This is a genomic window from Sphingomicrobium clamense (genome assembly GCF_019264355.1).
In the GTDB taxonomy this organism is placed as follows: domain Bacteria; phylum Pseudomonadota; class Alphaproteobacteria; order Sphingomonadales; family Sphingomonadaceae; genus Sphingomicrobium; species Sphingomicrobium clamense.
In genome coordinates, this window is sequence record NZ_JAHVAH010000001.1 from 354,890 (window position 1) to 370,250 (window position 15,361).

General features: G+C 65.0%; 14 protein-coding genes. 9 read left to right on the forward strand and 5 right to left on the reverse strand.

The window, feature by feature from the left end:
* Positions 1-38: 38 nt before the first annotated feature.
* Positions 39-1,499 carry a helicase HerA domain-containing protein gene (locus tag KTQ36_RS01735; protein WP_218632050.1) on the forward strand — a complete coding sequence of 487 codons (1,461 nt, stop codon included), beginning with the start codon at positions 39-41 and terminating at the stop codon, positions 1,497-1,499.
* A 68-nt stretch (positions 1,500-1,567) separates the two neighbouring features.
* On the forward strand, positions 1,568-2,662 hold the full coding sequence (locus KTQ36_RS01740; RefSeq protein WP_218632051.1) for an FG-GAP repeat domain-containing protein: 1,095 nt from the start codon (positions 1,568-1,570) through the stop codon (positions 2,660-2,662).
* Here KTQ36_RS01740 and KTQ36_RS01745 read toward each other — a convergent pair.
* On the reverse strand, positions 2,659-4,908 hold the full coding sequence (locus KTQ36_RS01745; protein WP_218632052.1) for a S8 family peptidase: 2,250 nt from the start codon (positions 4,906-4,908) through the stop codon (positions 2,659-2,661). The two genes, KTQ36_RS01740 and KTQ36_RS01745, sit on opposite strands and share 4 nt — an antisense overlap.
* A gap of 47 nt (positions 4,909-4,955) precedes the next feature.
* Positions 4,956-5,924, reverse strand: a complete 969-nt coding sequence (locus tag KTQ36_RS01750) for a winged helix-turn-helix domain-containing protein (protein ID WP_218632053.1) — start codon at positions 5,922-5,924, stop codon at positions 4,956-4,958.
* Between the two features lie 137 nt (positions 5,925-6,061).
* Between KTQ36_RS01750 and KTQ36_RS01755 the strand changes: the two genes are divergently transcribed.
* Positions 6,062-6,364 carry a hypothetical protein gene (locus KTQ36_RS01755; RefSeq protein ID WP_218632054.1) on the forward strand — a complete coding sequence of 101 codons (303 nt, stop codon included), beginning with the start codon at positions 6,062-6,064 and terminating at the stop codon, positions 6,362-6,364.
* A gap of 1 nt (position 6,365) precedes the next feature.
* On the opposite strand, the gene KTQ36_RS01760 is transcribed toward KTQ36_RS01755, so the two are convergent.
* Positions 6,366-8,183 (reverse strand): ABCB family ABC transporter ATP-binding protein/permease, encoded by a 1,818-nt coding sequence (locus KTQ36_RS01760; RefSeq protein ID WP_218633775.1) that lies wholly within the window; start codon positions 8,181-8,183, stop codon positions 6,366-6,368.
* A 337-nt stretch (positions 8,184-8,520) separates the two neighbouring features.
* Here KTQ36_RS01760 and KTQ36_RS01765 point away from each other — a divergent pair, with 337 nt between their 5' ends.
* Complete coding sequence (locus tag KTQ36_RS01765; protein ID WP_218632055.1) at positions 8,521-8,706, forward strand: PspC domain-containing protein; 186 nt, start codon at positions 8,521-8,523, stop codon at positions 8,704-8,706.
* 61 nt (positions 8,707-8,767) lie between these two features.
* On the opposite strand, the gene KTQ36_RS01770 is transcribed toward KTQ36_RS01765, so the two are convergent.
* A complete protein-coding gene (locus tag KTQ36_RS01770) occupies positions 8,768-10,552 on the reverse strand; it encodes an SLC13 family permease (RefSeq protein WP_218632056.1) in 1,785 nt (594 codons plus the stop codon).
* A 203-nt stretch (positions 10,553-10,755) separates the two neighbouring features.
* Here KTQ36_RS01770 and KTQ36_RS01775 point away from each other — a divergent pair, with 203 nt between their 5' ends.
* The 5 genes from KTQ36_RS01775 to KTQ36_RS01795 all read left to right on the forward strand — a co-directional run bounded on the left by KTQ36_RS01775 (position 10,756) and on the right by KTQ36_RS01795 (position 13,690).
* Positions 10,756-10,905, forward strand: a complete 150-nt coding sequence (locus KTQ36_RS01775; RefSeq protein ID WP_218632057.1) for a hypothetical protein — start codon at positions 10,756-10,758, stop codon at positions 10,903-10,905.
* Between the two features lie 51 nt (positions 10,906-10,956).
* A complete protein-coding gene (locus KTQ36_RS01780) occupies positions 10,957-11,637 on the forward strand; it encodes a 5'-methylthioadenosine/S-adenosylhomocysteine nucleosidase (RefSeq protein WP_218632058.1) in 681 nt (226 codons plus the stop codon).
* A 153-nt stretch (positions 11,638-11,790) separates the two neighbouring features.
* Entirely contained in the window at positions 11,791-12,420 is a 630-nt protein-coding gene (locus tag KTQ36_RS01785) for a transglutaminase-like cysteine peptidase (RefSeq protein WP_218632059.1), read from the forward strand.
* A gap of 41 nt (positions 12,421-12,461) precedes the next feature.
* Complete coding sequence (locus KTQ36_RS01790) at positions 12,462-13,088, forward strand: lysophospholipid acyltransferase family protein (protein ID WP_218632060.1); 627 nt, start codon at positions 12,462-12,464, stop codon at positions 13,086-13,088.
* Positions 13,089-13,141: 53 nt separating this feature from the next.
* Positions 13,142-13,690 carry a peroxiredoxin gene (locus KTQ36_RS01795; protein WP_218632061.1) on the forward strand — a complete coding sequence of 183 codons (549 nt, stop codon included), beginning with the start codon at positions 13,142-13,144 and terminating at the stop codon, positions 13,688-13,690.
* Here KTQ36_RS01795 and KTQ36_RS01800 read toward each other — a convergent pair.
* Positions 13,687-15,306 (reverse strand): FAD-dependent oxidoreductase, encoded by a 1,620-nt coding sequence (locus KTQ36_RS01800; protein WP_218632062.1) that lies wholly within the window; start codon positions 15,304-15,306, stop codon positions 13,687-13,689. The two genes, KTQ36_RS01795 and KTQ36_RS01800, sit on opposite strands and share 4 nt — an antisense overlap.
* Positions 15,307-15,361: the final 55 nt, after the last annotated feature.

Sequence of the window (15,361 nt, forward strand, 5' to 3'; positions counted from 1 at the left end):
GCTTGCATCGCGATTCCCGTCCCGCCACAGTCACCCCAATGACCGTCAGCGTAGACATGGGCACCGACCTCTCGGGCCAGCCCGTCACCATCGATCTGGAAGAATTGCTCGCGACCCGCCTGCTCGTGCAGGGCAATAGCGGGAGCGGCAAGTCGCACCTTCTCCGCCGCTTGCTCGAGAAGAGCGCGGGACAGGTCCAGCAGGTCATCGTCGATCCCGAGGGCGAATTCGTCACGCTGGCCGACAAATATGGCCACGTCGCCATCGAGGCTTCCGACCATAGCGAGACCGAAATCGCCAAGCTCGCCGCCCGCGTCCGCGAGCACCGCCTGTCCGTCGTGCTCAGCCTTGAAGGGCTCGAAGCCGACGGCCAGATGCGCTGCGCCGCCGCCTTCTTGAACGGCCTGTTCGACGCCCCGCGCGATCACTGGTTTCCGATGCTGGTCGTCGTCGACGAAGCGCAGATGTTCGCGCCGACCAGCGGCGGAGAGGTCCCCGAGGAAGTTCGCCGCGCCAGTCTCGGCGCGATGACCAATCTCATGTGCCGGGGCCGCAAGCGCGGGCTCGCCGGCATCATCGCGACGCAGCGCCTCGCCAAGCTTGCCAAGAATGTCGCGGCCGAAGCCTCAAACTTTCTCATGGGCCGAACTTTCCTCGATATCGACATGGCGCGTGCCGCCGACCTGCTCGGCATGGAGCGGCGCCAGGCCGAGCAGATTCGCGACCTCGATTGCGGACAGTTTCTCGGTCTCGGTCCCGCGATCACCCGCCGCCCCCTGAAAGTAAAGATTGGCGCGGTCGAAACCGGCCCGCGCGAAGGCACGCCAAAGCTCATGCCGCTGCCCGAGGCGGCCCCCGAGAATGTCGACAGCCTGCTGTTCGACGGGCTCGAGGATGCGCCCATGCCCGCACCCCCGCCCAAGGCCGAGCCCAAGCCCATCCCGTCCGAACAGATGATGGCTGACCTTGCCGCGTCGGTGCAGGCCAAGCGCAACGCCGCGCAGCCCGACGTGCCCGAGGCCGATCCGCAAGAGGTCGCAGCCGTCGTCGCGAAGGTGCTCGAAGACATCGTCGCCGACGAGGACAGCGCCAACCGCCCCACCTCCCTACTATTCCAAGATTTTTCGGTCCGATGTCGCATGGGTGGGGTGCCGCAGGCTCCGCTCGACCTCGCCGAATTCACCCGCCGGCTATCTGCAGCACGCGCGGGCATCTACTCCTCACTCGACGAGGAATGGGGCGACGCGATTGCTGCTGCAGACGGTCTCCCAGAGGACATGCTTGGACCCTATCTGCTGCTCGCGCGCGCCGCACGCGACGGTGCCCCCTGCCCCTCGGACGAAGACATCGCGCAGAGCTACGGCACCGCCAGCCTCGGCCGCGCGCGCCGCCTCGTCTCCTACATCGAAAGCCGCGAGCTGATCGTCACCCGCACCGACCTGTCGGGCAAGCGCTCGATCGCCATCCCCGCACTCGGCTGGACCACGGCGGCGGCCTAGGGTTCATGGGGCAGTCATCGAGTAGCCCCGACAGTCTGCGCGCCTCGAAACGGAAAGGGAGTTTCGCGATGCACTCTGCCGTCGTCTCGATGACTGGCCTCGCACTGGCGGCCTGCCAGGCGGAGGCGCCTGATCCCGACCTCTCTTTCGTCATCGAGGAGATGCGAGCCACCGGTGGCGAGAATGCGCTGCTCGTTGCGGACATCGACGCCGATGGCATCCCCGACCTCATCACGGCGTCGCAGGACCACGGCACGGTCACGGTGTGGCAGCGCGATGCCGACGCTTTTCTCACCCCGCGCCACACAATCGACGCTGGCGCCATGCCCAATTGGCTGGCCGATGCCGACATGGATGGAGACGGCCATGTCGACCTGCTGATCGCCAATCACGAACAGCGCTTCCTGACGATCCTTCACGGTGACGGCGCGGGCGCGTTCGGCCGGCCCGAACGCATCGCCCTGCCCGACGCGCTCGGACCGCATCCGCACATGGCGCGCCCTGCCGACCTCGACGGCGACGGGCGGATGGATGTCGTGGTCGACAGCCCCGAGAGCGGGCAGCTCTTCTTCTTTCATCGGCGCGACGACGGCTGGGAGATCGAGACGATGGACGCCAGCGGCGCGCCCTATCTCGGCTTTGCCCTGGCCGATCTCGATGGCGACGGCGCGATCGACTTCGTGCTTCCCAACCCCGACCATGTCGCCGTCCGGCTGTCGTCGCGCGACGGGCCGATCACGCTCGCCGCCAGCGGCGCCTTTGCCGTGCTGGTCGCGGACATCAATGGCGATGGACATGACGACATCGTCGCCGCGCTCGAGGGTGGCGGCGACAATGTCCTGCTCTACGCGGGCGACGGCACGGGCGGCTTCGCCGAGCGCCCCACGCACCGCTTCGCCATGGCCTCGGGCGGCAAGGGGCTGGCGAGCGGCGACATGGATGGCGACGGGATCACCGACATTGGCGTGTCGAGCTGGAATGGCGGCCTTGCGCTGCTTCGCGGCAGCCACGCCGAGCCGGAATTGGTCGACCTGCCGCTTGGCTCACTCTCGGCGCCATGGGGGATTGCGGCTGGTGACATCGATGCCGATGGCCGCGCCGAACTCTTCGTCGCCGACGGAGCGAGCGACGCAATGATCATGATCCGCTGGAACGCGCCCTAGCGCAGCGGCTTGCGGAAGCGTAGCGCGACCCCCTTGTCGTCGGGCATGGCCGCGATATGGCCCGGCTCGCGCCGCCAAAAGGCATTGGCATCGAGCCGCCCGCCCAGCACGCTCCAGCCATAGGTCGCCTCGACGTCGATCTCGCGCCCGCTCGGCGTCAACGACACCAGCCGCAGTTCGGTGCCCGGGGTCATGGTGACATAATCGAACGACGTCGGCGCATTTGCCATCAGCCCGCCATTCTCCACGCGCAGCGGTTGGCTGACACGAAGCCCGAACGGCCCCTTGCCGAGCGCCACCGCCCAGCCCTGGCTGTCGAGCCGACCACCGGTGAACAGCGCGTCGCGCCCGCGCGCCTCGGTCCGCCCACGACGCCATTCGCCCGCCAGCGTCCAGCGTCCGAGTTCGACCGCAGCGCCGAGGTCGAGGAAGTGGCTGATCGCTCCGTCGCTGAGCATCGCGAGCGAGCCGCCGAGGATCGTCTCCTCCTCTTCGAGACGGGTGATGCCGACACGTAGCGCTACCGGACCGACATCGCGCGCCGCGCCGATCGACATCCGGCGATAGCGGTCCTGCTCCTGCGCGACCCACGGAAGCTCGGCACGGTCGACCCGCCCCGTCTCCATGCCCGCGACCAGTTCCAGACTGTCCAGCCGGTGCTGCACCGACGCGCCGACCATGTCGGTGGCATGGAAGCCGCTGCGCTGGCTGGCTCCATCGGTCAGGAAGTTGGCTTGCACGGCCTCGCCTTGCGTCGACCTGTCGATGCCCTGCCCCATCGTCAGGCCCAGCCGCCAGGCCTCGGCGATCTTGAGGTCGATCTCGGCCGACAGGATGCGCTTTTCGTCGGCTTCGCCATGAACTGAAGGACGCTCCACCGTGGCAAAGCCGAAACGGTGTCCGCCCAGTTCGATCGCTTTCGCCTCGACGCCCTGCTGTGCCAAACCGCGAAGCGGCGTCGCCAGCCCGGCCCGGCTGGCAAACCCGCCCAGATCCGCGCTGAACGCACGATCATATTTGTCGGTGATCGTTACGCCTTCGAGCATCCCGCTCGCATCGCCCATCGCCGGCGATGCGTGGTTTCCGAACAGGCTCAACGCCTCGCGTCCGCTGCCCGCGACCGATGTCGTGCCCAGCGGCTGGAAGGCAGCTTCGATGTCGAGGATACCCTGCCCGTAGATCGGGTCGACGCCAGGGTCCCCCGCATCGATCGCGCTGTCGAACAGGATGTCGACGATGTCGGCACCGGTCAGGTTGGGAAATGCCTCGGCCAGTAGCGCCACTGCGCCCGAGATGATCGGCGCCGACAGCGACGTGCCGTTGGTCGGGATCAAATTCCCGTCATTGTCGTAGGTGCGCACGCTCACGCCCTGCGCCATCAGGTAATTGTCCATCGCCACGCCCGCGAAAGCGGTGAAGCTGGCGGGGGTAATATTGTCGGGCTGCAGCGCGCCGGCGATGATCGTGTGGTCGGGCGCCATGCGCGCCAGTTCGACCGCCATCGGGCTTGGGTCGGGATCGCTGTCATTGCCCGCCGACATAACCATGACCATGTCCGCCGCCACCGCATTGGCCACGGTCGGGATCATGCGCACAGGGAAGCGTTCTTCGGACAGCGAGAAGTTCATCACCGTCGCGCCCAGATCGATCGCTTCCTGCATGCCGACGCGATAGCGCTCGAAGCTTTCCTGCCAGTCGTCTTCGTCGCAGTAACTGTCGAGGCAATAGTCGCCATAATCGTAATAGAGCAGGTCCGCGCCATAGGCGACGCCGGTGATCCCGCGCCCGTCGCGCGCCGCGCCGATCACTGCGGTGACGATGGTACCGTGTTGGGTGAAGTCATCGGGCGTGTCGTCGCCCCACAGCTTCTTGCTCTCGGGATGTAGCCGGTCCTCGAACACGAGGTCGTCGGCATCGGGGCCCGTCCCGCTATTGTCGTCCAGGTTCTGGAGGAAGCTCAGCGCGCCCGTGTCCATGATCGCGACCAACTCGCCGGCGCCCGTGAATCCGCGCTCGTGCGCATGGTCCGCGCCCGAAGTCAGCACGAAGTTGGAGCGGTTGGTCTCCTGCGTTAGCTCCTGTTGCGTTGCGGTGCTGCGGGGCGCCGGCGTGGGGGTGGGTGTCGGTGTCGGCGTGGGGCTCGGCCGCGTGCTGCCGCTCGAACCGCCGCCGCCACATGCCGCCAGCGATGCAGCCCCGGCAAGGAGCCACAGATTTCGCCCGGAAGCTTTCGATTTCAATACCATACGCCACCGCCTTCCGAGTCCCGACGATGGCCGACAAGGGCGAATTGTCAAGGTTGGCGGGCGCCTTTTTCGACCGACGAAAGCGCCAGGGACGCGAGTGCCACGAACGCGATCGCCTCGATCGTTGTCACGCCGACGGTCACCCACAAACCGCCCGGGAAGGTGAACGGCATCGCGAAATCGATCCCCGTTTCGGGGAAGGTCGCAAACAGCAAAGAAAGGCTTCCCGCCATCAAGCGCCCGCCCAGCGCCGCGATCGTCAAGCCTGCCACTCCGCCCGCCAGCGCCGTCAGAAGGAACAGACTCCGCCGCCGCTGCGGCGCGCGCGCAACGACCAGCCCGACTGCCGCGCCAAGGATGAGCCCCTCAAGCGCCCCGGTCATCGCCATGGGTGCCTTACCGAAAAACAAGGTGAAAGCATCGATCCCGATCAGCCGCGCGAGCGCGCCGACGATGAGGCCGCCCGCAGCGCCCCCAGCTACGGTGCTGACCATCGAAGCTGAAGCGATAGAGCGCGCGACACCGATGCCCAGGCCGATCCCGGCACCCCCGATGGCGCCAAGCAGTCCGGTCAGCACCACCAGCACGAGAAAGGCGTTCCCCCACCCCGCCAGAGCATAGGCGAACCCGCCGAGCACGCCCGCCACCGCGCCACCCGCCGCCCCGGCGACGCCCGTCGACCAGATACCGGCCATGGGCCGCGATGACCCGCCTTCCAGCTCGCCAACGAAGCGATAGCCGTGCTTGGGCACCGTCTCGATCCAGCGAGGATTGGCGGCGTCGTCATCGAGCGCCTTACGCAAGGCGCGGATCGCCTGGGTCAGCGCTTCGTCCGTGACCGGCACGCCCTTCCACACCTCGTCCATAAAGCGCTGTTTGGTGATCAGCGTGCCGGGCACGGCAATCATCAACGCGAGAGCGTCGAGATAGCGCGACGAGAGGTCGACCGGCACGCCGTCGCGGGTCAGTCGGCGATCCGTTGGGTCGAAGTGAAACGGTCCGAACCGGTATTGCAATGCCTGCCCCTATCCGCCTGCTGGCACCAGCTATCGCAAAGCCGATTCCGCCGCGCAAGCCGTCGGGTAGACCATCGCTGCACCAGTCCATAACGTAGCGCGGCGCCAATTCGGCGACTCGTCATAGGAGAGTAAACATGGTTCGCATTCTTCATTCGGCGGCACGCGGCCGCATCCTCGCCGGCGCAATGGGTGCGTCGCTGCTGATGCTGTCGGCTTGCGACAGCGCAGACGAGACGACCGCCGAAGCGACCGAAGAAGCGGTCGAGGAGGTCGAAGCGACCGACGGCGCGATGGAGCCCATGGCGAGCGAAGAAGAAACCGCGATGGAAATCTGCGACGAGAACGGCAACCGCTATCCCAACGAGGAAGCGGCTAAGGAAGCCGGGCTCGAGGAAGCGCAATATGGCGCGACCTACTGCGAGTATATCGAAGAATAGGCTATTCGGCGGCGGCCTGTTCTAACGCGCGCTCGGCCGCCTGCCGCGCCCATAGGTCCGCGTAAAGACCGCCCTTAGCCAACAGTTCGTCATGCGTGCCGCGCTCGGCAACCTTGCCGCCGTCGAGCACGACAATCTGGTCGGCGTCGGTCACCGTCGAGAGGCGATGCGCAATCACCAGCGTCGTGCGCTTGCGCATCACGTTGGATAGCGTCGACTGGATCGCGTCCTCGGTCCGGCTGTCGAGCGCGCTGGTGGCCTCGTCGAGGATCAGGATCGGCGGATCCTTCAAGAGCGTGCGCGCGATTGCGACGCGCTGCTTCTCGCCGCCTGACAGCTTGAGGCCCCGTTCCCCCACCTTGGTCTCGTAGCCGTCGGGCAGCTCGGCGATGAACGAGTTGATTGCAGCACCTTCCGCGGCCGCCTCGATCTCGTCTTGTGCGGCGCCGTCGCGGCCATAGCCGATATTGTAGCCGATCGTGTCGTTGAACAGCACGGTGTCCTGCGGAACGATGCCGATCGCGGCGCGCAGGCTTTCCTGCGTCACTTCGCGCAGTTCCTGTCCATCGATCGTGATCCGTCCCGCAGTCGGTTCGTAGAAGCGATAAAGCAACCGCGCGAGCGTCGACTTGCCGGCACCTGACGGCCCGACGATCGCAACGCTGCTTCCGGCCGGCACGTCGAGGTCGAGCCCGCACAGAATGTCGCGCCCGTCCTCATAGGCGAACCGGACGCTCTCGAAGCGGATATGGCCTTCATCGACGATCAACGGCCCGGCGCCCGGCACGTCTTCGATCTCGGCGGGCGTATCGAGCAGCGAGAACATCTGCTCCATGTCAATCAGCCCCTGCTTTATCGAGCGATAGACCCAGCCAAGCATGTTGAGTGGCCGGAAAAGCTGGAGCAGCAGCGAGTTGACCAGAACCACGTCGCCCGGCGTGAAGCGACCCTCGCCCCAACCATAGACGGTATAGGCCATCGCCCCGCCGAGCATCAGCGTCGTGATCAGCGCCTGCCCCATGTTGAGCCAGGCGAGGCTGGTCTCGGTTTTCACCGCGGCGTCCGTGTAGGACTTGATCGACCGGTCGTAGCGGCCCGCCTCGCGCGCTTCGGCGCCGAAATATTTGACCGTTTCGAAATTCAGCAGACTGTCGACCGCGCGCTGGGCCGCTTGCTGGTCGACCTCGTTCATTTCGCGCCGGATGGCGACGCGCCACTCGGTCACGCGGCGGGTGAAGACAATATAGACGACCGTCATCGCCAGCGTGGCCGCGGTCAGGCCGAAGCCGAACTGGAGCGTGAAGATGACCGCGATGCCCGCCAGCTCGATAAAGGTCGGGGCGATGTTGAACAGCACGAAGTAGAGCATCGAGTCGATACTCTTGGTCCCGCGCTCGACGATCCGAGTCAGGCTGCCCGTACGCCGTTCGAGATGAAAGCGCAGCGACAGGTTGTGGATGTGGCGGAACAGTCGGCTGGCGAGCCGCCGAGCCGCGTCCTGGCCCACGCGCTCGAAGATCGCATTGCGAACATTGTCGATCAGGGTGGAGGCGAAGTAGAGGCTCGCATAGGCAGCGACGGTCCCGACGACGATGGTCGCGGCCTCGTTCTCGACCGCCATGCCGTCGATGATCGCCTTGTAGGCGAAGGGGACTGACAGCACCGCCGCCTTGCTAAGCAGCACCAGCGCCAGCGAGACGATGACGCGAATGCGCAAAGCCGGCTCGCCCTTTGGCCAGAGCATCGGCAGGAAACGCCACAAGGTGGACAGGCTGCCGCCGTCTTCGCTCGATTTCACGCTGTTGGGCCCGCTCCGCATGACGGGGAGGTAGGGTTTGGCGCCGTCGACCACAAGTTGGTGGGGTTTTTTACCAACCCTGCGTGGGAATTCCCGCCAATTGGAGCGTGCAATTTTCGTCTATCATTGAAAAATGACGACTTTTTCAAACTGGCACGCCCTATGCATTGTGTATGGCGAGCCCAATCACGGGTTCATGAAAAAAGGAAAAGACCAATGCTTGCAGATGTTGCCCCCAAAAATGCGATCCTTTCGATCATCCTTTCGGTCCTGTCCGCTTCGCTCTTCGTCAGCGCCGCCGTCAGCCCGATGCCGATCGTCTAATTCCTCCACCAGTCAAGAAAGAGAGTATCCAACCATGGCCAACAAATTCCTGGTCAAGAAAAGCGAAGCCAAGATCATGGGCGTGGCTGCGGGTCTTGCCGACTATACCGGTGTCGATGCGCTTCTCATTCGCCTCGGTCTCGTCGGACTGACGCTCCTTACCGGCGGAATCGTCATCCTGTTCTACATCCTGACCGGCCTGCTGGCGGACGCCGCCTGAGGCCACCCCGGCAGGTCCGCGTCCCTCCTCGGGCGCGGGCCTTCCACTTTCCTGGTTTGCGTCAGAGCCCGTAGGTGATCGACAGGATCACGGAGAGGCTCACTACCATGAGGATGACGAGCGGAATGCCCGTCCTCAGATAATCCCGAAATTCATAATCGCCCTCCGCCATGATCAACATGTTGGTCTGGTAGGCGATGGGCGTGGCGTAGCAGAGGTTGCAGCCGAACAGCACGGCGAGCACCAGCGGCTCGACCGGCAGCCCGAGCTGGCCCGCAAGGCTGAACGCGATCGGAGTCCCCACCGCCGCCGCCGTCGCATTCGACGCGAAGTTGGTGAGCAGCGTCACGAACAACATGATCATTGCAAGCACGATCGAGCCCGGAAGGCCGGCCATACCGGCTGCAAGCAACTGACCCATATATTCCGCCGCACCACTGTCGAAGATTAGCCGACCGATGGCGATCGATGCGGCCACCAGCACGATGACCTTGGCTGATAGCGCTCGCCCAACCTTGTCGAAATGCACGCACTTGGTGATGAACATCGCGATCGCGCCCGCCAGCGCGGAGATCGCGATCGGAACGATCCCGAACGAGGCGAGGAAGACCGCGGTGCCCATGATGGCGATGGCGGTGAGGGCCTTCGACGTGCGCGGCAAGGGCTTGGCGCCGTCGAGCATGAGCAGCGATTCCGCCTGCGCGAATTCCTGAAGGTCGCGCTCGCGTCCCAGCACGAGCAAGATGTCGCCTTCGGCCAGGCGCGCCTCGGCGCTCATCTCACGCGGCGGGGCGAAGCCGCGGCTCGGCGCCTGCGCGACGCCCAGTACCGCGACGCCCTTGATTCCGGCGGTCTGGAGCGTGCGGCCGGCGAGGCGGCTGTCCGCACTCAACGCCATTTCCGCCTCGATCAGGTCGTCGCCCGCCTTGGCCGTGTCGCGGTGCAGCCTTTCGATCAGCCAGCGTGGTGCTGCGGTCGCACCGAGCTTGCGCGCGGCTTCGCGCAGTCCCTCTGGGGTCGCAAAGACCGGAATGCGCCCGCCCGGCTGGATCGTGTCGGGGGTGCTCATGAAATCGATGCCCTCTGGCAGCTTTTCCGCCACCGCCTCGCCGGTCTCGCCCAGATAGGAGCTCGACGTGCCGATGCGCAGCGTGGCGATGAAGCGACGCGGTTCGTGCCCCGCCTCGACGCTATTGTCGGGCAACAGGCGCGGCATGATCAGCCAGATATAGGGCAGGCAAATGAGCGCCGCGATCATCACGATATGGGTGAAGTGGAAAATACTGAGTTCGGGCAGGCCGAGATCCGCCGCGATCGAGACGACGAGCAGGTTGGTAGAGGTGCCGATCGTCGTCGCCATCCCGCCAATCAAAATCGCGGCGTTGAGCGGGATGAGCGTTTTGGACGCCGGCATCGCGCCGCTCTGCGCCAGTTGCACCATGATCGGAATGAGAAGGACCAGCACCGGCGTGTCGTTGACCACCATGCTCGCTCCCATGGCGAGCCCGAGCGTGACGAGCAGCCCGAGATGCTGGTTGACCCGCCAGACGCTTCCGAGCGCACGCGCCGCCGGCTGCAGCGCGCCGGTCACGACCAGCCCCCGCCCCATCACCATCAGCGCGGAAATGGTGATCAGCGCGGTGTGCCCGAACCCGCCAAAAGCCAGCGCCAGCCCGTCCTTGGGCGCAGTGCCCGGGATCGGGAACAGATAGAGCATCAGCGCAATCACACCGATCGTCATCAGCGAGATGATTTCGATGCGGAAGCGGTTGGTGGCGAATGCCACGAACATCCCCGTGGCAACCAGCAGGGCGAGTGCGGCGTGCAGGGTGGGCAGGCCGATCATCGGCGCGGCTCCATCGCGGCGTGGGTGAGAAGACCGGTCACGGAGCGAAGCTTATGGCGGGAATGCAACGAAATATAGCCTCTTTCGAACGCGAACATTGTGTCGCCTAGGCGACATAAGGCTTGACGCTACGAGATTAAGTCTGTGTCCTGCAACCAAAGGCGAAACCCGAGGGTTGGCCGAATAAAGGAAAGGGTCGAACGATGGAACGCCACGGCGACGAAGTTCATCTCAATGAAGAAGAGGCCACGGGCGCCTCGAAACCGCATGTCGTGCGCTGGGTGCTGGGCATTTCGCTCCTGCTCATCGTGATCGCCATGTCGCTCGTATGGATCATTCCGGCGATCTTCTAAGCCCGGACCGGTTCGACTGCGAGTGGCCTCGCGGCCAGAAGGGATAGCGAAGTGACCGAACCCAAGCTCGGTGGGGGAAAGCCGCAACGCGTCGGCCTGATCAGTGGGCTCCTCGAGGAGGCGCAGGCATTTCGACCGGGCCAGGGCGAAGTCGACAGCAACCGGCCATTCTATTGCCGGCACGACGGCGATTTCACCGTCGCCTGCTCCGGCATCGGCAAGGTGAACGCGTCGATCGCTGCAGCCTGCCTCATCGATCATGGCTGCGACCTGCTCGTCAGCCTGGGAGTCGCCGGACGGCTTTGCGAAGGTGCGCTCGGTCCCCACTGGATCGTCGAGGCGGTCCAGCATGACTATGGCGCACGGCGACCCAACGAATTTGCCAGATATTGCGCGGGCAGTCTTCCCTTCGGCGACAGCGAACTCGAAGCCTATACGTCGATCGACGATCCCGGCCTCGGCCTGCCGAAGGCGCGGATCCTGACCGGCGACTGTTTCCTCGAGGATGAGGCGCAGGCCGTCGAGCTAGGCCAGACGCTCGACGGTGAACTGATCGACATGGAGACCGGCGCGATCGCGCAGGTGGCGTACATGTTCGGCGTGCCCTGGGCAGGCATCCGCTCGGTCAGCGATGCGGCCGATGTGGGCAGTGTTGCGGATTTCCAGCGCAATCTCGACCGGGCTGCGCGGGAAGCGGCAATTGCCGCCGATCGCTTGCTCAAGCTTCTTTAGTCCTTAGCGACCATTCGTCGCGCCAGGTCAACCATTCGCCGACAACCGGAAAATTACTGTTTACCAACGGCTTGAATGGTCCAGCCTTCTGCCGATGACTGGCTTCGGGAGGCGATGCCAAGACGGCACCGCGGGGAAGATGATCGGGCTTCAGTGCTGAATTTCAAGCGTGCGCAGCTCCTGCCGGGGCTGCTTTTCCTGACATTGCTATCGTCACCGGCGCAGGCCTATCCGAGCGAAGCCGACGCGCGCGCCCGATTGCCGTTCGCGAACGGGTTGCTGGTGGCGAATGGTGCCATTCACGATCGGGGCCGCTCGATGCCAGACCTCATCGCGTCGTCCGCGCGGCTCGACCGCCTCGTCTCGCCGGTTGCCGGTCTCGACGAGCGCCGACAGATCGCCTTCGTCCAATCGATCGTCGGTGAGCTCATCGCCTATCGCCGTGACGATATCCTGTGGGGCCGGTCGGATCATTGGGCGAGCGCGAAGGAGACGTTGGCGCGGCGCGCCGGCGACTGCGAAGATATCGCGCTGCTCAAGCTGGCAGCACTTTCCAGTCTCGGCGTGCCGCGCGACCGGCTTGCCCTGATCGTGGGCACCGATAGCGTTCGCGGCGATCACGCCATCGCCGCAGTGCGCTCGGGCGGCCAATGGCTGATGCTCGACGATGACGGCATCGTCCGCCGCGATGCGCCCAAGAGGTTCAAACCAATCTATACGCTGGTCGGCCAGACGGCCTTCCTCCACGGCGTCAACCGGTCGGTCCGCCCGGCCGCGAACTAGCCACCTCTTGCCAAGTCGGCAGGCTTGGCCAACAAGGACGCATGGCTGCTGTCGTCTGCGACCCCGATGCCCGCTTGAGCTGGTCCTCGCGCTTCGTGCGGTGGGTCCTCATCGGCCTTTATCGAATGACGGGATGGAAAACCGAGGGCGCGCTGCCCGATGCCAAGAAGTTCGTCATCTGCGGCGCCAACCACACCTCCAACTGGGATTTCATCGTCTTCCTGGGCGTGACCGACGATTTCGGGATCCGTCCGCGCTTCATGGGAAAGAACACGCTCTTCAAATGGCCGATGAGGGGCTTCATGTGCGGGCTTGGCGGCGTGCCGGTGGATCGGTCGGCGCGCAAGGACATGGTCGCGCAGATGGTCGACCAGTTTGAGGCGCATGACGAGTTCGCGCTGGTCGTCGCCGCTGAAGGAACGCGCTCGCCCAACACGAACTGGAAAACCGGATTCTACCGGATCGCGGAGAAGGCGCAGGTGCCGATCGTATTCGTGGGCCCCGATTATAAGCGCAAGCGCGGAATCTTCGGCCCCGTGATCATGCCGACCGGCGACTATGAAGCGGACATGGCGGTGGGGATCGAGTTCTTCAAAACGCTCCATCCCAAGCACCCGGGAAAAGCGCTATTTCCGGACGGATCGAGCATGGCCCAAATCCTGTCGTGACTCATCGGCGGCGCCCTGCCACATTGGACGACAGGAAGTTGAGGGGAAACACGATGCGTCGATTGATGGGCATGTTCATGGGAATCGCGGCGATGGTGGGCTTTGCCTCACCTGCGCTCGCGCAGCTCGCCGAAGGGGCCAAGGCTCCTGATTTCAAGACGATGGGCGCATTGGGCGGCGACATGTTCCGCCTGCAGCTGTCCGAACAGCTCAAGCACGGCCCGGTCGTCCTCTATTTCTTCCCCAAGGCTTTCACCAAGGGTTGCACGCTCGAGAGCAAGGCGTTTGCCGATGCCATGCCCGAGTTCCGCAAGGCCGGCGCGCGGGTCGTGGGCCTGTCGACCGACGACCTCGACACGCTGTCGCGCTTCTCGACCGAGGAGTGCCGCTCGATCGTGCCCATGGCGCGCGCCACCGACGAGATCGTCGAGGCCTATGATGTCGCCATGCCGGTCGTCGACAGCGTGACGCCGATGACCGACCGCACGTCCTACGTCATCGCGCAGGACGGCACGATCGCAATGGTGCATAGCGAGATGGGGCACGAGGAACATGTCGCCAAGACACTCGCCGCAGTGCGAGAGCTCGCCGAAAGAAGCTAGCTTGCCTTGCGCAAGCGTGCTTGCGCCTGCGGCCGGCTGATCTCCCGAGCGATGTAATCCGCGCTGCGATAGGCCAGCGCGACAATCCCGAGCGTGGGGTTGGCCCAGCCCGACGTCGTAAATAATGAACTGCCCGCGACATGCAGGTTCTCGACACCGTGCACGCGGCATTCGGCATCGACGACCCCGTCGCGCGGGCTGGCCGACATGCGCGTCGTGCCCATGTGATGATAGCCGCCTTTGTAATGCGAGCAGACGAGCGGGTCGCTGTGCCAGATCTCGTCGCTGCGTTCGATCCACGGATCGAGTTCGAAGCGACCGATGCCGAGACGCTCCAGCTCGCGCGCAAATCGCTTCATCATCACGCGGACGGTGCGCTTGTCGATGTCGGAAAAGCGCCAGTCGAGCCGCGCCTCGCGCATACCGAGCGCGTCGGTACTTTCGCCCAGCGTGATGCGGCTGTCCGGATTGGGCGCCTGCTCGGCGCGGATGACGGGAGTGGCGCTCCAGCCGCTCATCACCAATAGTTTCGACCGCAGCGGGTCGAAGACTTCGTGCCCGCGCAACACGATCTTCTTGGCGGTCAGCCAGAGCGCGCGGTTGCGGGCGCTGGGGCTGAGGTCGTGGCGCATCTTGTTGTAGGCGCGCATGGTCGCGATCTCGCGCGCCTGTTCACGCTGGCACGCGCCGAGCGTGAAGGCGCTTCCCAAGATGCCTTCGCGTTCTTGCATCTCGGCCGAGGGGCGGATCAGTGCGGCATGCTTGTGCCCCTCCGGATCGCGTAGGTGGCGCCCGAACTGCCGCAGGATCTTCCACAATTTCCCCGACACGATCTCGCCGCCGCGCGCGTGCGGATGTTCCATGAAATAGCGTCCGGCCTGGTCATGTTCGTTGCCGATATCGCAGGCAAGGAGCAGGCGTGCATTTTCGATCCCGCCTGCGGCCAGCACGAAGTGGCGCGCGGACACGGTTGCCCGGCGCCCGCTGACATCGCCGATGCCGATCGTCTCGATCGAGCGACCGTCGTGGCTGCGCTCGATCGACGTCAGCGTCGCGTGGAGGAGGATGCGGACCTTGTCGCTTTCCACTAGGTCGCCGCACCGGCGCAGCGTGAACTGTTCGCTCGAAGGCGTGAATTGCCAAAAGTCGGAGACGAGGCCGCCCGGCTCGAACTGCGGCGGTGTCTCGCCGAGCGAGGCCCAGATCTCGTCGGCACACTGGCGCGGGGGCAAACCCATCGCCGCGCGCGCGTCGGCATAAAAGGGGTCGAGGTCGCTTTTCGATATCGGCCAACCCGAATGGGCCAGCCAAGGCCGGCGATCGAAATCGTTGGGATCGAATTCGGCACAACGCCCGCCCCAGATCGCGGTCGTGCCGCCAAAGAATCGCAGACGCGCCTCGCGAAGCTCCCAATAGTCGTGGCCTTGCGTTTCGCCCTTTGCGAGATCTTGCACCGCATCTTCATGATCGGCACCGCCACTTTCGAGCAGCAGGACGTCGACGCTCTGGCTCGCTAGCCTGCGCGCGAGGCTGATCCCGGCAGCCCCCGCCCCGACGATGCACACCTGTGACTCGAGGTGCGCATGGTCATCCATCTCCCGCAGGTCGAGTAGCATCTGCCCTCCAAGCCGTGGAACTCCGGTTAACCAGAGTTAGCATAACCAATCCCTG